The following is a 21,532-nucleotide window of genomic DNA, read 5'->3' on the forward strand; positions in this document are numbered from 1 at the left end:
AATTAATCAATAAAAGTAAGTATGGATTACAGAAAAACTAACGCTCCGTCGAATACTGTTACCCGCGACATGATGAAGCTGTCGGCTGATACGGGCAATGTGTACGAAACAGTTGCAATTATTGGTAAGCGTGCGAATCAGATTTCTGTTGAGATGAAACAGGATTTGGAAAAGAAGCTTCAAGAGTTTGCTTCTTTCAACGATAACTTGGAAGAGGTTTTCGAAAACAGAGAACAGATTGAGATTTCACGTTACTATGAGAAGCTCCCGAAACCAACTTTGATTGCTGCTCAGGAGTATGAAGAAGGGAAAGTCTATTATAAGAACCCTGCTAAAGAAAAAAATAATTTCTAATAATTGGAATTTTAGAGTTGAAAATTGAAAACTAAACGTTTTGGTTTTCTATCAGACATAAAGAGCAATTGCATGGCAAGCAGTAATTTAAAAACCGGCTTGGTTTGGGCAATTGCTCTTTTTTCAATTTCCGACTTTTGATTCTATACTTTCAATAATAAGTATATGTTACAAAGAATACAAACTATTTATTTGTTGATAATCGTGGCATTGTCTGTCGCCATGTTGTTTTTGCCTCTTGCAGTGTTACAGATTGGCGAAGAGTTGTTATCATTCGATGCTACCGGGCTGAGCACGATGGCTGTCCAGCCGGAACTTGTTTATCCCACTTGGGGACTGTTTGCTCTGACTGCCGTTATCGCTTTACTTGCACTTTTGACGATTTTCCTTTTCAAGAAAAGAATACTTCAGATTCGTCTGTGTGTGTTTAATGCCATTTTAATGTTGGGCTTTTATGGAATGTTTGTTTTTTTCGTTTGGACGATTAAAGGAGAGATGGATATTACTTTATCTGTAAAATTTGCACTCTCATTTCCTCTTATTAGTTTGATATTAGATTATCTGGCTATCCGGAATATTGGAGCGGATGAAGCTTTAGTCCGTTCGTTGAACCGTTTGAGATAAGGAGTAAGCAATAGGAGGCTATTTTTTATTTGAAGAGAGGCAACATATAAGTAATTTTGGCAGATATCACTTGGTTGGATGATTTTGCAAAATAATCTTCATTACGGCTATTGAAAATATCTCCCAATGCGTAATAATAGCGCCCTTCCAGTAAAAAATAGCCGATACCTGTACGTAGTTCGATACCCGGTCCGCCGCACAATCCCCAATCGAATTTTTTCTCGACAGGTATTCCATGTTGTGTGTTCTCATTGTTGGGAGTAGCTCCGTTCAAGTTTTCATCCGTACTTTCGCTAAATGCATAGCCTATTTTGGGCCCTAAGTTGACAAATACTTTAAAACGTTTGCTGCCAAAATAAATATGGGTAAAAATGGGAAGTTCTATATAGTTAATCGTACGTGTATATTTATATTGCGGGTCGTCGAATTGTTCATCCCAACCTTGTTGAGTGAAATTTAGTTCTCCTTGTAATCCCAAATTCTTTTCAGTATTCCAACGAAGGGTCAGACCACCGTTATATCCGAGCTTCATTTTGGTATTGACCCGTGTCTGGGCAAAGCTCACGGTCGAAAAGTTCATGCCGAAAGAGGCTCCGAGAGCCAGTTCTTGTTTGAAAGTATTATTTTGTGCCTGGATGCCGGCAATAGCAATCAGGCAGATAATAGCTGTTATAAAAAGTTTCTTTATCATCTTACTTCGCTTCGGGTTACGTTATAGTCGCTCTGATAATGAACAATAAAGATATTCGTGTTTATAAAACCTCCCCAGTTGTTGACCCGTTGGAAATCAAAACCAGTTTGGATACTTTTGTAATGAATTTTATCCAGATTGTTTTCAAAGTTTGAGCCGTATTTCTGCATGGCACCGAGGAAAAACATTCCGGTATCAAAACCGAGTATACCATATTTCGGGTATATGTTAATCAGATTTTTGCTGTACCAAGTTTTATACTTGGTGTAAAAGTCGGATACTTCTTTCGAAAGATTGTCCGCATAGAAGTTGCTATAAATATAAGTGTTTAATGCATAAAAGTCATCGAGGCATTCACGCGTGTAAGTTTGCCATTCCGGATAGCCGAACATTGTCAGTGTATATTCCGGTTTTGTTTCAGTCAACATCCGTAGCGGTGATTTGATTTTGTTGAGTGCCTCCAGTGAACTGGAAGTCGGGACAATGACGTTCCGCTTGTCTGTTTTCAGCATTGCTTCTATGTCGGTCGGGAAAGTCTCGCCTTCATAACTCATTTCTGTAAATGAAATATTACGTTGTTTCATTTCGGCCTTAAAAGCTTTGATGAAATCTGTTTTTTCTTTATCATCTTTGATATTCAGCAAAATGATATTATCATTGGCGAATAAGTCGCATCCGGCCTGTGAAGCTTTTGCATACAGATAGGAGTGAGGCGTATTTACCTGATAAACATACGCATTTGAGAGCACATCATCATTTTTCGATGTAAAAGGTATGATGTATTTGATATTATTTTTTTGTGCGAAATCAGCAACTGGTCCAATCTGGTCGTTTTGTACGGCTCCAATAATCAGGTTTGCTTCTTTCAGAGCATCTTCCTTCAGAATTTCTTTTACTTTTTTTGTACCGTTTCCGGTATCGTATACAGATAGGTCGATGGAACATCCCTGATTACGCAAACTGTCTATCGCCAACAAAAATCCTTCGTAATATTCGATAAAACGAGCCGTTTCCGGTGATAGTTGGGATTCGTTTGTCATGAAAGGCAGCAATATGACTACTTTAATCATATTTACCTGTTCGATGTTTTTGGGTGCGGAGAGTAATGCGTTTACGTCTCTTTCGTTTGACTGGTGAATCACCGGTTCGGTTGTAACGCTTTCTTCCGTTTTTACAGGAACCTTAATTACCATACCGGCTTTCACACCTTCCTTCAGTTGTGGATTCCGCTTGATGAGCTCATAGCTGGAAATATTAAACTTCCGGCAGATACGATACATCGTTTCCTTTTTTGCGATAGTATATTCAATTTCTTTCTCTTTTGTGACTGTTTGAATTTCCGTAGCCGGGAGTTCTTCAATATGAGTTGTCGGGATACGAATGATTTTACCGATGTTGAATGTCGATGTGGACAAACCCGGATTAGCTTTTATTATGGCAGTACCCGGAACATTATATTTTATGGACAATGAATACAGTGTCTCTTTCGGTTGAATAGTATGGAAAAGATAATTTTCATTGTTTTTTCCGGTTGTTACTTTGGTCGCTTGATTTCGTTGCGGGATTTTAAGTGTTTCTCCGGCTTTGATGGATTCTTTACTACCCGGATTTAAGCGATAAATATCGTCAACGCTGACTCCGTACATAGTGGCAATCGCGTAAACGGTCTGTCCCCGTTCGATTGTATGATAAAATATATTATTGTCTTGTCCGTTACTAATAATAACCCGCGACTGATTATTTTGTGCATAAACAGACGTACAGGCTAAGCTTAGGAAGAACATTAATATGTATGTGCTAATCTTATTCATTTGCTGATTTGGATTATTTTCCGGACAAAGATAGAAATAAAAACTGAAAGTATATCTAGTATAAAATAACAAGGGTGACAGGATGTTCATGATTTGAGTGTTTTGCAATCGAATTGATATGTTAAAAAGGGTTACATGTGCGGGTAATTATTTTTACCTGCCATATTAATCCTGATTTGCCGCTATACTAGTGTCATTTTGATATTCGACTCTTTTTCTTTGTGGCAGGAATAGTGTATATAAGTATAAAGTATTAATTTTGTAAACTAATTGGTTCATGTATATGCGAAGGAAAAATGTAAGAAGATTGGGTGGGGTACTCTGTTTCCTATTTGTGATGATGACAATCCATGCACAATATACGGTGTCGGGAGGGCAGGGAACGCCTTTGCTGGCAATAACGGAAAAACCTTTGCAGGTCTATCTGGTGAACGGTATGGAAAATGTTTCAATAAGTTACACTTCTACCTCTTCTTCCCATCAATGGTACCGATATAAGACGAAAGCGCTGGAACGTGAACCGGTCACTTGTGAACAGAACGGTACAACATCTGTTATACGTAATATAGAGGATGGCTATGGTTATTATGTGGAGGAGCCCGGAATGAATGGTTGGTATGTCTGGATTATCGATTATAGTAAATATATATTTAATCCGCAGAGCCTGACCGTGAAATACGGAGATTGTTCCAGTGTCCGTCTGACAGTTTCACCGGCAGTAGCAAGTATGTCATATCATTTGCCGGCCAATGGATTAACAAGAAATCTGACACGTCAGTTCGATGTCTCTTATCAGACCTTGAAATGGATGGAAGACAGTAAGCAGTTTGTACCCGAGACGAAACAGATGACCATAGAGGGTGCAACGGCTGATAATTTACTTATCCAGGATAAAGGCAGTGAAAGAAATGTTCCTCTTTGTGATACGGAATTCACTTTGACCGGTGACCAGTTTGCCCGGCATTTTGGTTTGGAAAAGAGTATTACGAGCGATATTTATACGGCGGTCGCTATCGATGTGCATGCGGATACGACGTTAATTGCCGATCAAGTAGCAGAAGATGGGCGTATGTCTGCACCGGTGGAAGTTCATTTTGCTGCGTATGCCAACGAACCTGTGGCTTCTATGTTTATCTGGAAAATATATCGCTCTGCCGATGAAAACGGTCCGGAAAATCCTTTAGTGCGTTTCCCTGGTGAGGAGGTAGATTATACATTTAGAGAGTTTGGAAAATTCACCGTGGAGTTGGAGGTGAGCGACCGGTCCGGTGTATGTACAGACAATTCGGTCTCATATGAATTAGATATAATGGAATCAGGTTTAGAGGTTCCGAATGCATTTTCTCCCGGGACTACTCCCGGTATTAATGATGAATTTCGGGTGTCCTATAAGTCCATTGTAAATTATAAGTGTTGGATATTCAATCGTTGGGGCGTGGAAATGTATCATTCTACTAATCCGGCAGAAGGATGGGACGGAAAAAAAGGGGGGAAATATGTACCACCGGGCGTTTATTTCTATATTATAGAAGCAAAAGGGTCTGATGGTTATAAACACAATAAAAAAGGTTCAATTAATATTCTTAGACCGAAAACAATAGACGATGAAATTATCGAAAAATAGTATAATAGGTTTTTTAGCAGGTAGTGCTATATGCCTGACAGCTTGCCTTTCTATCGGCTCGGCCGATTCTGAAAAAGTGAAAGAAGAACGTCCTCTTATTCCTTCGGTGACGATGTCGCCGGATGTTCCTTCATCCGTATTTTTTTGTGGAAAGGAAATGGATATTACCCGGTATAACATGCATGAAGGTTTAGATAGGGAATTGAGTAGTTTTACCTATTATCATTCGACCACTATGCTGCTGCTGAAGCGTGCCAACCGTTATTTTCCTGTAATAGAACCAATATTGAAGGAAAACGGTATCCCCGACGATTTTAAATATTTGGCGGTTATCGAAAGTAATCTGGACCCGCGCATCGTTTCGCCGGCACGTGCTGTAGGAACTTGGCAAATGTTGGAAGGTACGGCGAAGCAATATGGACTGACGGTAACATCGACTGTCGATGAGCGTTGTAATGTGGCAAAAGCAACCAGTGCTGCTTGCCGTTATCTTAAAGACGCCTATAATAAATATGGTGATTGGGCAACGGTTGCTGCTTCTTATAATGCCGGTATGGGACGTATCTCTGGTGAGCTTTCCAAGCAGGACAGTGACAATGCGCTCGATTTATGGCTGGTGGAGGAAACATCCCGCTATGTATATCGAATCTTAGCAATCAAGCAAATTTTTGAAGCTCCGTACAAATATGGTTTTGTTCTCCGGGCCAGTGATTTGTATAAACCGATAGATTGTGAAGAGGTGACCATTTCTTCCGATATTCAAAATCTGTCGGATTTTGCAAAGAAAAACGGCGTGACTTATGCCGATTTAAGGCGTTTCAATCCTTGGTTGCGCGACCGTCAGTTGCTGACCGGTGGAAAAACATATAAGCTTCAGATACCAAAAGAAAATGATATGTATTATAAGATTCCCAATACGTATGTTCACAATCCGGATTGGGTGGTAAAATAAGTTTTCGTACAAAAATAAAATGAAAAACGATAAAAATGCATTGGAAGGCGGCCGTATTGCTGTTTTAGGGGCTCGCGTCCATAATTTGAAAAATATAGATATCGAGATACCCCGTAATAAACTTTCCGTTATAACAGGAATGAGCGGCAGCGGTAAATCATCGCTGGCATTCGATACAATCTTTGCGGAGGGACAACGTCGTTATGTGGAAACTTTTTCTGCTTATGCCCGTAACTTCTTGGGGAATATGGAGCGTCCGGATGTGGATAAGATTACGGGGTTGAGTCCTGTTATTTCCATCGAGCAGAAAACGACTAATAAGAATCCCCGTTCAACAGTCGGTACGACTACTGAAATATATGATTTTTTTCGTTTGCTGTATGCTCGTGCCGGAGAAGCTTATTCATATTTGAGTGGTGAAAAAATGGTGAAATATACGGAGGAACAGATACTAAACCTTATCCTTGATAAATACAGGGGAAAAAAGACTTATTTGTTGGCTCCGCTGGTTCGTAACCGTAAAGGGCATTATAAAGAATTATTCGAACAGATACGTAAAAAAGGATATCTGAATGTTCGTGTGGACGGTGAATTGAAAGAGATTTTCCACGGAATGAAGTTGGACCGCTACAAGATGCACAGTATCGAGGTCGTTATTGATAAAATGGTTGTTTCCGAAACAGATGAACGCCGTTTGAAGGAAAGTCTCCGGATTGCAATGAAGCAAGGGGACGGTTTGGTACTCATTTTGGATGCCGAAACAAACGAGGCCCGCCATTACAGCCGTCGTCTGATGGACCCGGTTACCGGACTGTCGTATAGTGAACCGGCTCCGCATAATTTTTCGTTTAATTCTCCGCAAGGGGCTTGTCCGAAATGTAAAGGGTTAGGACAAGTTAATTTATTGGATATGGAGAAGATTGTACCAGACTCTTCGTTAAGTATTTACAACGGTGGTATCGTTGCTCTTGGAAAATATAAGAACTCGCTTATTTTCTGGCAGATAGAGGCTATTTGCGACAAATACGGCGTAACTATCAAAACGCCTATTAAAGATATTCCCGAAGAAGCCATAGACGAAATCATGAATGGTACGGATGAACGTTTGCAAATAAAAAATGATTCGTTGGGGACTTCCAATTATTTCTTGTCTTATGAAGGAGTTGCAAAATATATCCTAATGCAACAGGAGGGGGAAGCTTCCGCTTCTGCACAGAAATGGGCCGGACAATTTATCAAGATGGCAGCTTGTCCTGAATGTCATGGTCAGCGGCTGAACAAAGAAGCTTTGAATTACCGGATTGCCGGTAAAAATATTGCGGAGATTTCCAATATGGATATTTCCGAATTGTATGAATGGGTGAACGGGGTGGAAGACAAATTGGCTCCGAAGCAGAAACAGATTGCTGTGGAGATTCTGAAAGAGATACGTTCGCGCCTGAAATTCCTGCTGGATGTGGGATTGGATTATCTGGCTATGAGTCGTGCCTCGGCTACTCTTTCCGGAGGAGAGAGTCAGCGTATCCGCTTGGCTACGCAGATTGGGAGCCAATTGGTGAACGTGTTGTATATTTTGGATGAACCGAGTATCGGTTTGCACCAACGTGATAACGTCCGTTTGATAAACTCTTTGAAGGAATTGCGTGATACGGGAAATTCCGTTGTAGTGGTGGAGCACGACAAAGATATGATGTTGAATGCCGACTATATCGTAGATATGGGACCGAAAGCAGGGCGTTTGGGCGGTGAGGTCGTGTATGCCGGAACACCTGACGATATGTTGAAAGCGGATACTTTGACTTCGGCTTATCTGAACGGACGGATGGAAATAACCGTGCCGAAGGAACGGCGTAAAGGGAATGGCTTGTCTATCACCATTAAAGGGGCTAGTGGAAACAATTTGCAGGATGTGGATGTGTCGTTTCCCCTTGGAATGTTTATTTGTGTGACAGGGGTGTCGGGGAGTGGTAAATCCACTTTGATAAATCAGACCTTACAGCCTATCTTAAGCCAGCATTTCTATCGTTCATTGGAGGACCCGATGCCATATAAGTCGGTTGAAGGTATTGATAATGTGGATAAAATCGTAAATGTGGACCAATCACCTATCGGTCGGTCGCCACGTAGTAATCCGGCAACTTACACCGGTGTTTTTTCTGATATTCGTAATTTGTTTGTTGAATTGCCGGAATCGAAGGTAAGGGGATATAAGCCGGGGCGTTTCTCGTTTAATGTTTCAGGCGGTCGTTGTGAAACTTGTAAAGGAAACGGTTACAAAACGATTGAAATGAATTTCTTGCCGGATGTTTTGGTTCCGTGCGAAGAGTGTCACGGTAAGCGCTATAACCGGGAAACACTGGAAGTCCGTTTTCGCGGTAAATCCATCGCTGACGTATTGGATATGACAATCAATATGGCTGTTGAATTTTTTGAAAACATACCATCTATTCTTTCCAAAGTAAAAGTTTTACAGGATGTAGGTTTGGGTTATATTAAACTGGGACAACCCTCCACGACATTGTCTGGCGGTGAAAGCCAACGTGTTAAGTTAGCTACCGAGTTGGCTAAGCGCGATACGGGTAAAACGCTTTATGTACTGGACGAGCCGACTACCGGATTGCATTTCGAGGACATACGCGTCTTGTTGGGTGTTCTGAATAAGTTGGTAGAGAAGGGTAACACCATCATTGTTATCGAACATAATCTTGATGTTATTAAATGTGCTGACTACCTGATTGATATGGGGCCTGAGGGGGGGCGTGGTGGCGGTAAAATTCTCTTTACCGGTACTCCGGAAGAGATGATAAAGGCAAAAACGAAGAGTTATACTGCTCAGTTTTTGAAAGAAGAATTAAAGAGCTTGAAGTAAGATTGCCGGATATTATAAATTGAAAATTATATAAAAAGAGAAATTAGAGGAAATGAAGAATCCGATTCAAATGATTAAGCAGTGTGTAGAGAAGGAGGAACCGTATTTTTTGCTTCGTGGACAGGATATATGCGCTTTGGCTGCTATTGAAACCTACTACGAAGAGGTAAAGAAGAAGGTGAAAGATCCCTATTTCATTGAAGAAATCGAAGAAATAATGAAAGACTTCCGGGCTTTCCGTGAAGAACAGCAAACTCATATTCCTGATTGATGAATGGCAGACGACAGTTACAAAACTATTAAGCAAGTAGCCGAAGGGTATTATACGGAAAAGCGTAGTCGTTTTATTTCGTATGCTATTCCGGTGCGTACGGTCGAAGAGATAAAAGAACAACTGGATAAATACCGGAAACAATATTATGATGCCCGCCATGTGTGCTGGGCTTATATGCTGGGGCCGGAGCGTCAGATTTTTCGTGCGAACGATGATGGCGAACCTTCTTCGACTGCCGGTAAACCTATTCTCGGGCAAATAAATTCTAATGGATTGACCGATATATTAATAGTGGTAATCCGTTATTTTGGAGGCATAGAGCTGGGAACCAGTGGACTGATTGTGGCCTATCGCACAGCTGCAGCCGAAGCTATAGCCACTGCTGAAATAGAAGAAAGGACTGTTGATGAAGATATCACAGTCGCTTTCGAATATCCTTATCTGAACAGTATTATGCGTATTGTAAAGGAGGATAATCCGACAATTATATCTCAAAAATTTGAAATGGATTGCGAAATGACGCTCCGTATCCGTAAAGGAGAAGCCGAACGGTTGAAGGCTCGATTGTTAAAAGTGGAAAGCGCTTATTTAGTTTCTCAAGCTTGATTCAATAAAAATAAAATGAACTTGCTTTAGGGGGGCTGTTCTATGAAGAGAAAAGTAACAAAATCATTTAATAGTTTGTTATATATTATAATTCTAAACAAAAATAATTTGTGAATAATGAAGAAGATTCTTTTGTTTTCTTTTTTTCTGATGCTGGGGTTAATCGTCTCCCAGTTCCTTCCGGCAATAGTCGGTGAAAGTTATTCTTTAGTGAAGACACTATCTAATGCATTATTGTATATATGTTTGGCATTTATTATGATTAATGTCGGACGAGAGTTTGAAATGGATAAATCTCGTTGGCGTTCATATACGGAAGATTATTTTATCGCTATGGCTACAGCTGCTTTCCCGTGGATATTTGTAGCTTTATATTATATATTTATCCTTCTCCCCGATATATATTGGACAAGCGGAGAAGCTTGGAAAGAAAACCTGTTGTTAAGCAGGTTTGCCGCACCGACTTCTGCCGGTATCCTGTTTACTATGCTTGCCGCTGCAGGTTTGAAAGCTTCTTGGGTATATAAAAAAGTACAAGTATTGGCTATTTTTGATGATTTGGATACAATTTTATTAATGATACCTTTGCAGATAATGATGGTTGGACTGCGTTGGCAATTAGGTGTTATTATTTTAATTGTAATGGTTCTTCTGATAGTAGGATGGAAAAAGATGGGTATTTACAATATGCGTCAGGACTGGAAGGCTATCTTATTATATTCTATTGTCACATTGGCTATAACTCAAGGTATTTATCTGATTTCCAAATATTTTTATGGAGAAGATGCCAGTATTCATATAGAAGTGCTATTACCGGCTTTTATTCTTGGTATGGTAATGAAGCATAAACATATTGATACGAAAGTTGAGAATAATGTGGCAACCGCAATTTCTTTTTTGTTTATGTTTTTGGTCGGAGTCAGTATGCCCGTATTTTTCGGTATTGATTTTGTAGCCCAATCAGCGGAAGCTGTAACAATAACCGGTTCACAGCCAATGATGTCGTGGCCGATGATTATTACACATGTGGTTATCGTCTCTTTATTATCAAATATAGGTAAATTATTCCCATTATTTTTCTATCGCGAACGTCGGAAACGCGAACGTTTGGCACTTTCTATCGGTATGTTTACCCGTGGTGAGGTAGGGGCTGGCATTATTTTTATCGCATTGGGATATAATTTAGGGGGACCTGCACTTATGATTTCTGTACTAACTATAGTGTTTAATTTAATTTTAACTGGTATATTTGTCATCTGGGTAGAAAAGCTGACCCGTAGTGCTTATGAGCTGGAACAAGCCGGTAAGTAGTTATTGTTAGGAAAAAACACGGAAGGGGATGGTTGGCAAGCTGTCTCCTCCTATACAAATACCAGATATGGACCATACGATTAGTATCCTTAAACCTTTGCGTCGCTTTGCAACACAAAAGGCGAATGCGAGTCTGTTGTTGTTTATGGCAACCATTTTGGCAATGATATTTGCTAATTCCCCGTGGGCAGAGTCTTATCATAGCATATTATTGCACCCGATTGATTTCCAAATCGGAAATTTTAAGCCATTCGACCATCATGGAACTTCCATGTCTATGTTGGCTTTTGTGAATGATGCCCTAATGGCTATTTTCTTTTTTGTGATTGGTTTGGAAATTAAACAGGAGATTTTGATAGGAGAATTGAGTTCTTTCCGAAAAGCTCTATTGCCTGTCGTTGCAGCATGTGGGGGGATGATTGTTCCCATCCTATTCTATTTTTTTGTCTGCGGTTCTGATCCCGAAGTGCGCGGTGCTGCGATACCAATGGCTACCGATATTGCATTTGCTTTGGCTGTGCTTGGATTATTGGGGAAACGTGTACCGTTAAGCATGCGTATTTTTCTGACTGCCCTTGCCGTAGTAGACGATGTTGGGGGTATTATAATCATTGCTTTGTTTTATAGCAGTGATATAGCTTTCGAACCGCTTTTGATATCATTGGTTTTACTAGCCTTGTTGTATGTTGGAAGTAAGATGCGGGTACATAGCAATGTCTTTTACTATATTGTTGGTTTCTTTGTCTGGATGTTGTTTCTGGAGTCTGGTATCCATCCGACCATTGCTGGTGTATTGGTTGCCTTTATTGTACCGGCCCGTCCGGTTGTTAAGTTGGATGATTTTACCACTGAGATGACCGACTATCTGGATATGCTCGATTATACTGAAGTCCGTCAGTCTAAAAAAGCAGAGGTCCTGACTCCTACACAAATACAGGTGCTAAACAATATTCATTTATTGGCAGATAAAACGATTAGTCCTTTGCAAAGTATTGCCGATAAATTGCATCCGCTGGTGAATTACCTGATATTACCGCTTTTTGCATTTGTGAATGCCGGGGTTACTTTTGGGAATATTCAGCCCGAATCGCTTCTTGAAGTACCGTTGGCTGTATTTGTAGGATTATTTGTCGGTAAGACGTTGGGTATTTTCCTGTTTACGTCTCTTTTTATACGATTGGGACTGGCAAGTATGCCGGTAGGTATTAACAAACGGAATCTTTTTGGTGTGTCTATGTTAGGGGGGATTGGGTTCACGGTAGCTCTTTTTATTGCTAATCTCTCTTTTACCGGAATATCTGATGTAGGAATAGAACTCTTGAACCAAGCTAAATTGGGCGTGTTTGTAGGTTCCTTTGTTTCGGGATTATGCGGATATGTGGTTTTAAGAAAAGTATTACCTAAAAAAGAATAATATGGATAGACGTAAATTTATTCAGACAGGAATTGCCGGAGTAGCAGGTCTGTCTTTGGCCGGACCGGCTCTGGCTAACGTGAGATGTCTGCTTTCTGCAGATACAACAGTGGATAAAGTGAAATTGGGCGACACAGGTCTGACGGTTTCCCGTATTGCAATGGGAACAGGTACGCACGGTTGGAATTATGAATCCGACCAGACTCGATTGGGATTGGATAATTTTGTTAAGCTGGCTCATCATGCTTATGACAGGGGAATTCGTTTTTTTGATATGGCCGATACGTATGGTTCTCAGCCTTTTGTAGGAAAAGCGATAAAAGAACTGCCCCGTGAAAATCTAACTTTGATGACTAAGATGTGGACATACGATGAAGGAGATGAGAAGCGTGAGCCTGTACAAAAAACGCTGGATCGTTTTCGTAAGGAAACCGGTAGTGAATACCTGGATATCCTTCTGTTGCATTGTATGGTAAAAGGGGATTGGAATGAAACGCGTAAATTTTATATGGATGGATTGTCGAAGGCCAAGCAAGATGGAATTGTAAAAGCTGTCGGTATTTCCTGTCATAATTGGGATGCCATGGCTCAAGCTGTCGAAAATCCATGGGTTGATGTATTATTAGCTCGTATCAATCCTTTCCAGACATTGATGGACGGAACTCCTGAAGATGTAAGCAAGCTTTTGGCTAAAGCACAACAGAATGGCAAAGGTGTTCTCGGTATGAAAATATTTGGAGAAGGCAAGAATGTTTCCGACGAAGAACGCGAACGTTCTATTCATTTTGCGCTTACTCAAGGGCATATTCATGCTATGACATTAGGAATGGCATCTATTGCCCAGATGGATGATGCGGTTGAACGTGTGATGCGGTTGGCAAAAGGTTGAAATTTTGTCCCGTTATTTGACTTCAAACTGTATTTTTCGTTGGTTGCCCCAAGTATCGATTAGAGTGAGCAAATGTTTGCCGGGAGTGGGGGAGCAACTTATCTGGTGATTTTCTGTTGTTTCACCTAAGTACGTATTGTCGATATGCCAGTATATGGTGGCATCCGGACGGGCGTGTGCGGCCTTGAAGATAAATTTTTCCGGTTTATCGGAGAAACCTTTTGGTAAAAACAAAATAGCATTGTGCTCTGGATAAATAAGTTCAATCTGTCGGCTTTGTTCCTGTTCGCATCCTGGTTTAATAGGGGGAAGCGGAGCGTAATCCATATGATAATTCTTGTAATAATATTCTTGTGAAGGGGGTAAGACAAACCAAGAACGAGTAATCATCCTATCAACGGATTCGCAAGAACTATTGACACGGAAACGACCGTCAACTGATAAATGTACCAGTTGGTGATAAGGGCAAAGTGGCGTATTATTGCCTGAACACGGCATGTATAAGGTATCTACCTGGTTGCAAATAGAAGAAGCCTTATGTCCGCTGAGCCGGCAGATGGCCATTGGTTCCAGTTCATCATAAGGCATTTCGAACCAATTGCTTCCCGGAAGAAGAGAGAATAGGTCAAATAGGACAGGAGCGGCGTTTCCTACCCCTGTTAATCCCGGACGACCTTCACCGGAAGCATTCCCGGCCCATATACCGACTACATAGCGTGGGGTTATGCCAATAGCCCAGGCATCACGACCTCCATAACTGGTTCCTGTTTTCCATGCAATTTGTTTCATGGAATTGAATTGTTGCCAGTCTGCTTCTTCTTCAGGACGGTTTAAAGCGGACATGGCTTCGACTGTAAACCAAAGGGAAGCCGCTGATAATATCGGTTTATCTGTAAGTCGTTTGTCGTTGATGGATTGTATGGAATTGTTTTCTTTTACGACAAAGGAGGTTAACGGATGAATATCAGAAGGATTGTATCGTCCGTTGTATTTTCTGTAATGGGAAAGGACACGTGCCATGGATGCATACATGCCTGCCATGTCCCAGAGTGTACCTTCTGCTCCTCCTAAGATAAGGGAGGCTCCGTAGTGATCTTCCGGAAAACGTAATGTGGTCATGCCGTAGGATTTGAGCAATGACATAAAACGCCCGGTGTTATATACTGATAACATCCGGACCAGAGGTACATTCAGTGAGCGTTCAATGGCACGATGGGCAGGTACGGCTCCGTAAAATGTCTTATTGTAGTTTTGTGGAGTATAACCGTTTATATTCAAGGGTATATCCGGAACGAGCATATTGGGTAGTAATTGTCCGTCGTGCAACATTGCTGCATAAAGAAAAGGTTTCAAAATACTGCCTGTACTACGAGGTGCAGTAATTACATCCACCTGATTCCCTTTACGTTCGTCCGCTTGAAATGTGGCATTGCCCGCATAAGCAAGTACTTCTCCGGTTTCTACGTCTGCAATGATAGCCGCTAAATTGTGAATATGGTTGGAACTATATTCATGTGCATATCGGTTGACAATTTCCTGAGTTTGCTGTTGCAACATTTGACGGATTGTCGTAGCGATGCGCGTTCCGGGAGTATTGGCTGCAAGTCGTTCCAATAAATGGGGAGCATTGTCCGGTAGGGGAACAGGTGCATCGGGTAGCGGTTCCATACATGCCAATTCATATTCTGTCCGGTTAATTATTCCGTTTTTTTGAAGAATAGTCAACAATTTATCTCGTTTTGCTTTTAATTGTTTTCGATTGCGTCCCGGGTGGATTAGGGCAGGAGAATTGGGGAGAACAGCCAAGGTTGCATTTTCCGCCCAGGAAAGATTGGTTATACTACGTCCGAAATATCTCCAGGCGGCGGTTTCTACTCCGATGACATTCCCGCCGAAGGGAGCATGTGAAGCATATAAATTCAGAATTTCTTTTTTACTATGTGTCGTTTCTAAAAAAAGAGCCCAGCAGACTTCAATTCCTTTTTCATAAAATGTCCGTTCCCTGTTTCCTCTGGCAATACGAGCAAGTTGCATGGTCAGAGTGCTTCCTCCGCTGATGACTTTGCCGGCTTTGGCATTTAACCGGAAGGCCCGCAGAAGTGCGGGTATGTCAATTCCCGGATGCCAGTAAAAGCGTTTATCTTCGTAACTGATGAGACAGGTTACGAATTTATCCGGCAATGTATCTGTTGCCGGAAACCTCCATTGCCCGTCCGGTGCAATACGTGCTCCCAGTAAACTTCCTTCTGCCGAGTAAAGCAAAGTTGAGTAGGGTACATTGAATAATTTCCGTGGTACCGATAAATACATGAATCCCCAGAATATCAATAGAGACAGGATTAGGAGAAAGAAAATCTTTTTCCATCTACTCCTTATCTGCCAAGAGGTTAATATTGTTGAAAATGTCATTTAATTCATTTGTTTAGGACGCTAATATAAAGAATTTAATTTTACATTTGTTGAATTTCAATAAATTAGATGACCGTTTATAAATCTATCTGTTTATGGCTAAATATATTTATTACCTATGCTTCTTTTACATCCTTGGTTTACTGGGCAGTTGCAGTTCTGCTGGCGATAGAGATGAGGAATTATCATTCAGTCCTTATGTGGAAGCCTTTACATCCGGACAAGTATCCCGGTTTACTCCTGTTTATCTGATTTTAAACCAGGAATTGTCTGCGGATAAGCTTAAACAGGCTGATTTAGGAAAACTGATAAAGATTAAGCCTGAAACAGCGGGTGAATTTTCGTTTGAGAATAATCGGACTCTTGTCTTTAAGCCGGCAAAAGGCTTTGAACGGAATACCGACTATAAGATAGAAGTTGATTTCTCCAAATGGTTCGATACCAAGGAAAAAGACAAATATTTTAAATTCGGATTTTCAACTCTGCCTCTTGCCATACGGGCTAATGTACAGTCAATGGATATCAATGAGAAAAATGAGAATGGTTATGATGTGGTTTGTGCACTTTTCACGCCGGATAAGGAACAGCCTGAGACCGTAGAGTCTTTGGTGTGTTTTTCTGAAAAAGTAAAGGCGGTCTGGCAACATAGTCCGGATGGTAAGAAACATCAGGTCTCTTTGATAAATATACCGGCAGGGACAGAAGGGACACGTGCTTTTTCTCTGTCGGTCGCACCTAACAAACAAGGGGTGAAGGAAGAGAAGCTTCTCTCTGTGGATATACCGGATATGAACGACTTCAATGTTTATGATGTACAGTATATTTCTGAACCGGAACGTTATGTAGAAGTTACTTTTACGAAGCTTCTGGATGCGACTCAGAATATGGAAGGATTGGCATATATAGACGGCAATAAGTCAGAGACGGTGAATGTGGACGGTAATAAACTCCGTTTATACCCTGATGCACAGCGTAAAGGTGCTTTGAACATACATTTGGCTAAAAATATACGCAGTAAGAACGGATTGAATTTGAAAGAGAGTGTAGTTCGTCAAATAAGTATCAACCAAGCACTTCCGAATGTCCGTTTTATCGGGCAAGGTACAATAATACCACAATCAACTCAACTAACGATTCCTTTCCAGGCTATTTATTTGCGAGGGGTAGTCGTTCGTGTCATAAAAGTCTTGGAACAAAACATCGGACAATTTCTTCAAGTTAATAATTTGGATGGTACAGCCGATTTGATGCGTGTTGGTCGCTTGGTGGCAAGAAAAACAATTTTTCTGGATGAAGACGGAACACAGGATTTATCTCGGTGGAACACTTATGCGATAGACCTTAGGGATTTGATGAACCCGGAGCCTGGGGCTATTTATCGTATCGAGTTATCCTTTAATAAGGAGCTTTCCGCATATCCGTGTGCCAATGGCGAAAAAGTATCTAAGGAACAAATTCTGGCAGAAGATGAAATAAAATTCCGGGAAGAATGTAACCGTTTTGATGAAGGTGGTTACTATTATTATAATGGTGATTTAGATTGGTCTAATTATAAATATTTAGAGCGTAATGACCCTTGTTCCGATAGTTATTATTATAAATCTGCGGCCGGAAAAAATGTTTTGGCTACGAACTTGGGATTGATAGCAATGTCGGGTGAAGATAATGAAATGACGGTGCTGGTTCATAATCTATTGAATACACATCCGGAACAGGGTGTAAACGTGGTGGCTTATAACTATCAGAATCAGCAATTGGCTTCGGGTACGACTGATGATAAAGGAAAAGTAAAATTACCCTTGAAGAACGGTAAGCCGTTCTATCTGATTGCTTCGTTGGGCAATCAGCGTTCTTATCTGCGTGTGGACGGAGGTTCGGCACTTTCACTCAGCTCTTTTGATGTCTCAGGGGAGGTTGTCCAGAAGGGCATCAAAGGGTTTATCTATGGCGACCGGGGAGTATGGCGTCCGGGTGATACGCTTCACCTTGGTTTTATGTTGAACGACCGTGTAGGTAAATTGCCGGCTAATCATCCGGTTATCATGGAACTTTATAATCCGTTGAAACAATTGTATTTGCGTAAGACACAAACACATGGCGAACAGGGATTGTATGCCTTTGACATGCCCACTGAAGCGGATGCTCCGACCGGAGCTTGGAATGTGAATGTAAGTGTGGGAGGCGTGACTTTTACTAAACGCATACGTATCGAGTCTATAAAACCGAATCGGTTAAAGATAAATCTTACCATGCCGGAAAAAGTGCTTCGCGACGAACCGTTGGACGCTCGTTTGCATGTAGCATGGTTGCAAGGTGCTACAGCTCGTAATCTAAAATATGATATACAAGGTACTTTTATTTCGACTCCCACTTCTTTCACGGGTTATAAGGATTTTCACTTTGATAATCCGGCCTGTGTGTTCAATAGTGAGGAGAGTAAACTGGTTTCCGGCACAACCAACGATGTTGGTGATGCTGTTATCCCAGCTCGTTTCGAGGTGGGTGCTTCAGCTCCGGGTATGTTGCTGGCTAATTTTGTTACACGTGTATATGAAGAGTCAGGTGATTTCAGTATCGATGCTAACCGGTTGCTTTATTCACCATACAAACGATATGCCGGTATCCGTTCTCCGCAAACGGATAAGAAACAACTGAATACAGACCAAGATTATACGTTTGAAGTTGCTTCTGTCGATTATCAGGGAAAACCGGTTGCCGGAACAGAACTGGAAGTGAATATATATAAAGTTTCCTGGTATTGGTGGTGGAGTTCAGATGATAATCAATTAGCTAATTATGTGTCTGATTCCTATAATAAGCCGGTTAAGAAACTGACTGTCCGTACGGGGGGAGACGGGCTTGCTACGTTCCCGCTTATGTTTGGCAAAAGTGACTGGGGTACTTATTTTATCCAGGTGAAAGACCTGGATAGCAAGCATTCGACCGGTATTATGAGTTATTTCGACTGGCCATATAACGAAGGTCGACGGAATGTAGACGGTTCGTCTGCCGCCAACATGCTGACTTTCAAAACAGATAAGGATGATTATAAGCCGGGAGAAAAGATGGTGGTAACTTTCCCATCTGTTGCTGGCAGCCATGCGATTGTAAGTATTCAGAACGGAACGAAAATTCTTTCTGTTTCCGAATATGAATGTGCAGATAAGGAAACAACGGTGAAAATAGATGTAACATCAGAGATGCAACCTAACGCTTATGTCTATATCACTTTGTTGCAGCCACACGGTATCACGAAAAATGATTTGCCTATCCGCATGTATGGTGTGGTTCCTTTCACGGTGACTTCGCCGGAAAGTCATTTGATTCCGGTTATTAAAATACCGGCAGAGATTAAACCTGAAAATAAATATGAAGTAACTATCTCCGAGAAAAACGGTAGTGAAATGGCCTATACGTTGGCAATTGTAGATGAAGGTTTGCTGGATTTGACTCATTTTCGCACGCCTGACCCGTGGAAAGCGTTCAATGCTCGCGAGGCATTAGGTATCAGCACTTGGGATTTATATAATTATGTGGTCGGAGCCTATGGCGGACATATAGAACAAATATTCAGCATCGGAGGTGATGACGCTCTGAATAAGGGGCCTAAAGCGATTGTCAACCGCTTCAAGCCGGTTGTGCAATTTGATGGTCCTTTCTTGTTGAAAAAAGGGGAAAGCCGGCGGCATGTTTATACGATGCCGAATTATAACGGTCGCGTAAGAGTGATGGTTGTTGCCGGTAATGGCAGTGCATACGGGAATGCGGAAAAGAGTGTGCCGGTTCGTAAGCCGGTAATGTTGCTGGGTACTTTACCGCGAGTAATAGGGGCGGATGAAGAAATGGTCGTTCCTGCCACAGTTTTTGCCACTGAAGATGGAGTGGGAGATGTACAAGTGAATATCTCTTGTTCTCCGAATATGGAAATTCAGGGGAATGCTTCACAGATGCTTAATTTCACATCAAAAGGCGACAAACAGGCCTTGTTCCGTATTCGGGTAAAAGAGAAGCCGGGAGCCGGAAAAGTCACCCTTACAGCAAGTTGTAAGGGAGATAAGTCGGTCTATGAGACAGATATTGAAATTCGGTCTGTCCGCCGTCCGCAAGTGAAAGTTTTGCCGGTAACATTAGAACCGGGCAAAAATTGGAAAGAAACAGTGAAGATGCCGGGAGTGGATAAGACGAATTCCCTGACACTCGAAATATCGGATGTACAGCCTGTCAATCTTTCCATGCGATTATCTTATTTGCAGGGCTATCCGCATGGTTGTTTAGAACAAATCGTATCTAAAGGTTTCCCGCAATTGTATTTGAATGAGTTTGCTGCTTTAACAGAATTGCAGGAAACATCCTCCGAAGATGCTGTGAAAGAAGTTATCCGGCGTTTGCGCTCTTATCAGACGGTAGACGGAGCCTTCTCTTATTGGCCGGGAGGGACGAGTAGTGATGCCTGGGGAACGGTTTATGCGACTCATTTCTTGTTGAAGGCTGGCTTAAAGGGATATTTAATACCGGGTGCTATGAAACAGGACGTATTGAATAATCTGCGGCGTATTGCCCGAAACTGGAAACCGGTACAGTCCTATTATGCCGGTTCGGAGGAGATGGCGCAAGCTTATCGCTTATATGTATTGGCCTTGGCGCAATCATCGGAAGTGGGAGCGATGAACCGCCTGAAAGAGATGGAGTCGCTTACCCCGATGAGCCGTTGGCTGTTGGCAGCAGCATACGCAATGGTAGGACGAAGCGATGTTGCGAACGACTTGATTGAGAAGACAACGGTATTGGCGAATAACTATTCCGAATATGATGAAACTTTTGGCAGTAGTCTGCGTGATAACGCGATTCGCTTGATGACACTTTGTTTATTGGATAACAGCAAAGAGGCTGCTACCCTGACGAATGAAATATCGAAAGTCTTGTCGTCGGACGAATGGCTGAGTACGCAATCAACAGCTTTTGCATTGGTCGCTCTATCTGATTATATGCAGAAATATAAGGTATCGGATACAATGGACTTTTCTTATACTTATTCGGGAAAAACAGAGAATGTCAGTACGACTCAAAACTTCTGGGCTTCAACTTTGGCAGATAAGGCTGACTCATCCTCTGCCCTGGAGTTGAAGAATACCGGTAAGGCTACTTTATTTGCCCGCATTATCACCGAAGGTATTCCGGCACAAGGGGAGGAGGCCGCCTATTCGAACGGACTCTCATTAGCTGTCAGCTATATGGATATGAACGGACAGCCGGTCGATGTGAATGATTTACCGCAAGGTACAAACTTTATAGCGGCTGTAACAGTCAAGAATCCGTCACCTCGGAATTATAATCATTTGGCTCTTTCTCAAGTCTTTCCGGCCGGTTGGGAGATTCTAAATACCCGTTATCTGAATGCCGGAGTAACGGATACGACAGTTGCAGGTGTTAATTATCAGGATATTCGGGACGACCGGGTTTACAGCTATATCGATAATTTGCCTGCCGGTAAGCAGGTGACGGTGAAAATCAGCCTTTGCGCCGTATATCCCGGCCGTTTCTACTTGCCTCCTGTTTATTGCGAGGCTATGTATGATTATTTGATACGGGCTAATACGGAAGGTCTGTCGGTGGAAGTAAAATAGGGAGACTGGTTTTCCGGTTATTCCTTCCTTACCCTTTAATAGTGCCACAGTATTGGCACTCCAGTGCCACTACGATGACA

The 21,532-nt window shown here is 41.7% G+C and carries 14 protein-coding genes; 11 read left to right on the forward strand and 3 right to left on the reverse strand.

All coding sequences use genetic code 11. From position 1 onward, the window contains the following. Nucleotides 1-21 precede the first annotated feature (21 nt). Together DW103_RS00170 and DW103_RS00175 are read left to right on the forward strand one after the other, a co-directional pair. Nucleotides 22-354 (forward strand): DNA-directed RNA polymerase subunit omega, encoded by a 333-nt coding sequence (locus DW103_RS00170; RefSeq protein WP_122273653.1) that lies wholly within the window; start codon nucleotides 22-24, stop codon nucleotides 352-354. Nucleotides 355-519: 165 nt separating this feature from the next. Continuing rightward, complete coding sequence (locus DW103_RS00175; protein WP_122273654.1) at nucleotides 520-978, forward strand: DUF4293 domain-containing protein; 459 nt, start codon at nucleotides 520-522, stop codon at nucleotides 976-978. Between the two features lie 25 nt (nucleotides 979-1,003). Here the strand turns inward: DW103_RS00175 and DW103_RS00180 are convergent, their stop codons facing one another. Both DW103_RS00180 and DW103_RS00185 read right to left on the reverse strand, forming a co-directional pair. After that, nucleotides 1,004-1,669, reverse strand: a complete 666-nt coding sequence (locus DW103_RS00180; RefSeq protein ID WP_122273655.1) for a porin family protein — start codon at nucleotides 1,667-1,669, stop codon at nucleotides 1,004-1,006. Continuing rightward, the gene (locus tag DW103_RS00185; protein WP_122273656.1) at nucleotides 1,666-3,480 is read right to left on the reverse strand and encodes a LysM peptidoglycan-binding domain-containing protein; all 1,815 of its coding nucleotides are present in this window, start codon (nucleotides 3,478-3,480) and stop codon (nucleotides 1,666-1,668) included. Before DW103_RS00185 ends, DW103_RS00180 begins: the two co-directional genes overlap by 4 nt. A gap of 283 nt (nucleotides 3,481-3,763) precedes the next feature. On the opposite strand from DW103_RS00185, the gene DW103_RS00190 reads away from it, so the two are divergent. The 8 genes from DW103_RS00190 to DW103_RS00225 all read left to right on the forward strand — a co-directional run bounded on the left by DW103_RS00190 (nucleotide 3,764) and on the right by DW103_RS00225 (nucleotide 13,419). Then, nucleotides 3,764-5,104 (forward strand): gliding motility-associated C-terminal domain-containing protein, encoded by a 1,341-nt coding sequence (locus DW103_RS00190; RefSeq protein ID WP_233545573.1) that lies wholly within the window; start codon nucleotides 3,764-3,766, stop codon nucleotides 5,102-5,104. Then, nucleotides 5,085-6,056 carry a lytic transglycosylase domain-containing protein gene (locus tag DW103_RS00195; RefSeq protein WP_122273658.1) on the forward strand — a complete coding sequence of 324 codons (972 nt, stop codon included), beginning with the start codon at nucleotides 5,085-5,087 and terminating at the stop codon, nucleotides 6,054-6,056. Before DW103_RS00190 ends, DW103_RS00195 begins: the two co-directional genes overlap by 20 nt. 19 nt (nucleotides 6,057-6,075) lie before the next feature. After that, nucleotides 6,076-8,925: an excinuclease ABC subunit UvrA gene (gene uvrA / locus DW103_RS00200; RefSeq protein WP_122273659.1), complete on the forward strand. Its 2,850-nt coding sequence runs from the start codon at nucleotides 6,076-6,078 to the stop codon at nucleotides 8,923-8,925. Between the two features lie 52 nt (nucleotides 8,926-8,977). After that, on the forward strand, nucleotides 8,978-9,196 hold the full coding sequence (locus tag DW103_RS00205; protein WP_122273660.1) for a hypothetical protein: 219 nt from the start codon (nucleotides 8,978-8,980) through the stop codon (nucleotides 9,194-9,196). Nucleotides 9,197-9,199: 3 nt separating this feature from the next. Then, nucleotides 9,200-9,805 carry a YigZ family protein gene (locus DW103_RS00210; RefSeq protein ID WP_122273661.1) on the forward strand — a complete coding sequence of 202 codons (606 nt, stop codon included), beginning with the start codon at nucleotides 9,200-9,202 and terminating at the stop codon, nucleotides 9,803-9,805. A 117-nt stretch (nucleotides 9,806-9,922) separates the two neighbouring features. Beyond that, the gene (locus DW103_RS00215) at nucleotides 9,923-11,116 is read left to right on the forward strand and encodes a sodium:proton antiporter (RefSeq protein ID WP_122273662.1); all 1,194 of its coding nucleotides are present in this window, start codon (nucleotides 9,923-9,925) and stop codon (nucleotides 11,114-11,116) included. 67 nt (nucleotides 11,117-11,183) lie between these two features. Then, entirely contained in the window at nucleotides 11,184-12,530 is a 1,347-nt protein-coding gene (gene nhaA / locus DW103_RS00220) for a Na+/H+ antiporter NhaA (RefSeq protein ID WP_122273938.1), read from the forward strand. A gap of 1 nt (nucleotide 12,531) precedes the next feature. Next, nucleotides 12,532-13,419 carry an aldo/keto reductase gene (locus DW103_RS00225; RefSeq protein ID WP_122273663.1) on the forward strand — a complete coding sequence of 296 codons (888 nt, stop codon included), beginning with the start codon at nucleotides 12,532-12,534 and terminating at the stop codon, nucleotides 13,417-13,419. Between the two features lie 12 nt (nucleotides 13,420-13,431). Here the strand turns inward: DW103_RS00225 and pbpC are convergent, their stop codons facing one another. Then, on the reverse strand, nucleotides 13,432-15,729 hold the full coding sequence (gene pbpC / locus DW103_RS00230) for a penicillin-binding protein 1C (protein WP_122273664.1): 2,298 nt from the start codon (nucleotides 15,727-15,729) through the stop codon (nucleotides 13,432-13,434). Between the two features lie 194 nt (nucleotides 15,730-15,923). On the opposite strand from pbpC, the gene DW103_RS00235 reads away from it, so the two are divergent. Continuing rightward, the gene (locus tag DW103_RS00235) at nucleotides 15,924-21,452 is read left to right on the forward strand and encodes an alpha-2-macroglobulin (protein ID WP_122273665.1); all 5,529 of its coding nucleotides are present in this window, start codon (nucleotides 15,924-15,926) and stop codon (nucleotides 21,450-21,452) included. The last annotated feature ends 80 nt before the right edge of the window (nucleotides 21,453-21,532 follow it).

The organism is Parabacteroides sp. AM08-6, from assembly GCF_003473295.1.
GTDB lineage: Bacteria > Bacteroidota > Bacteroidia > Bacteroidales > Tannerellaceae > Parabacteroides.

What these genes read in the sequence shown, in the direction of transcription:
- DW103_RS00170 (WP_122273653.1), top strand. Translation starts at nt 22, where the DNA reads ATGGATTACAGAAAAACTAACGCTCCGTCGAATACTGTTACCCGCGAC.
- DW103_RS00175 (WP_122273654.1), top strand. Translation starts at nt 520, where the DNA reads ATGTTACAAAGAATACAAACTATTTATTTGTTGATAATCGTGGCATTG.
- DW103_RS00180 (WP_122273655.1), bottom strand. Translation starts at nt 1,669, where the DNA reads ATGATAAAGAAACTTTTTATAACAGCTATTATCTGCCTGATTGCTATT.
- DW103_RS00185 (WP_122273656.1), bottom strand. Translation starts at nt 3,480, where the DNA reads ATGAATAAGATTAGCACATACATATTAATGTTCTTCCTAAGCTTAGCC.
- DW103_RS00190 (WP_233545573.1), top strand. Translation starts at nt 3,764, where the DNA reads ATGCGAAGGAAAAATGTAAGAAGATTGGGTGGGGTACTCTGTTTCCTA.
- DW103_RS00195 (WP_122273658.1), top strand. Translation starts at nt 5,085, where the DNA reads ATGAAATTATCGAAAAATAGTATAATAGGTTTTTTAGCAGGTAGTGCT.
- uvrA (WP_122273659.1), top strand. Translation starts at nt 6,076, where the DNA reads ATGAAAAACGATAAAAATGCATTGGAAGGCGGCCGTATTGCTGTTTTA.
- DW103_RS00205 (WP_122273660.1), top strand. Translation starts at nt 8,978, where the DNA reads ATGAAGAATCCGATTCAAATGATTAAGCAGTGTGTAGAGAAGGAGGAA.
- DW103_RS00210 (WP_122273661.1), top strand. Translation starts at nt 9,200, where the DNA reads ATGGCAGACGACAGTTACAAAACTATTAAGCAAGTAGCCGAAGGGTAT.
- DW103_RS00215 (WP_122273662.1), top strand. Translation starts at nt 9,923, where the DNA reads ATGAAGAAGATTCTTTTGTTTTCTTTTTTTCTGATGCTGGGGTTAATC.
- nhaA (WP_122273938.1), top strand. Translation starts at nt 11,184, where the DNA reads ATGGACCATACGATTAGTATCCTTAAACCTTTGCGTCGCTTTGCAACA.
- DW103_RS00225 (WP_122273663.1), top strand. Translation starts at nt 12,532, where the DNA reads ATGGATAGACGTAAATTTATTCAGACAGGAATTGCCGGAGTAGCAGGT.
- pbpC (WP_122273664.1), bottom strand. Translation starts at nt 15,729, where the DNA reads ATGTATTTATCGGTACCACGGAAATTATTCAATGTACCCTACTCAACT.
- DW103_RS00235 (WP_122273665.1), top strand. Translation starts at nt 15,924, where the DNA reads ATGGCTAAATATATTTATTACCTATGCTTCTTTTACATCCTTGGTTTA.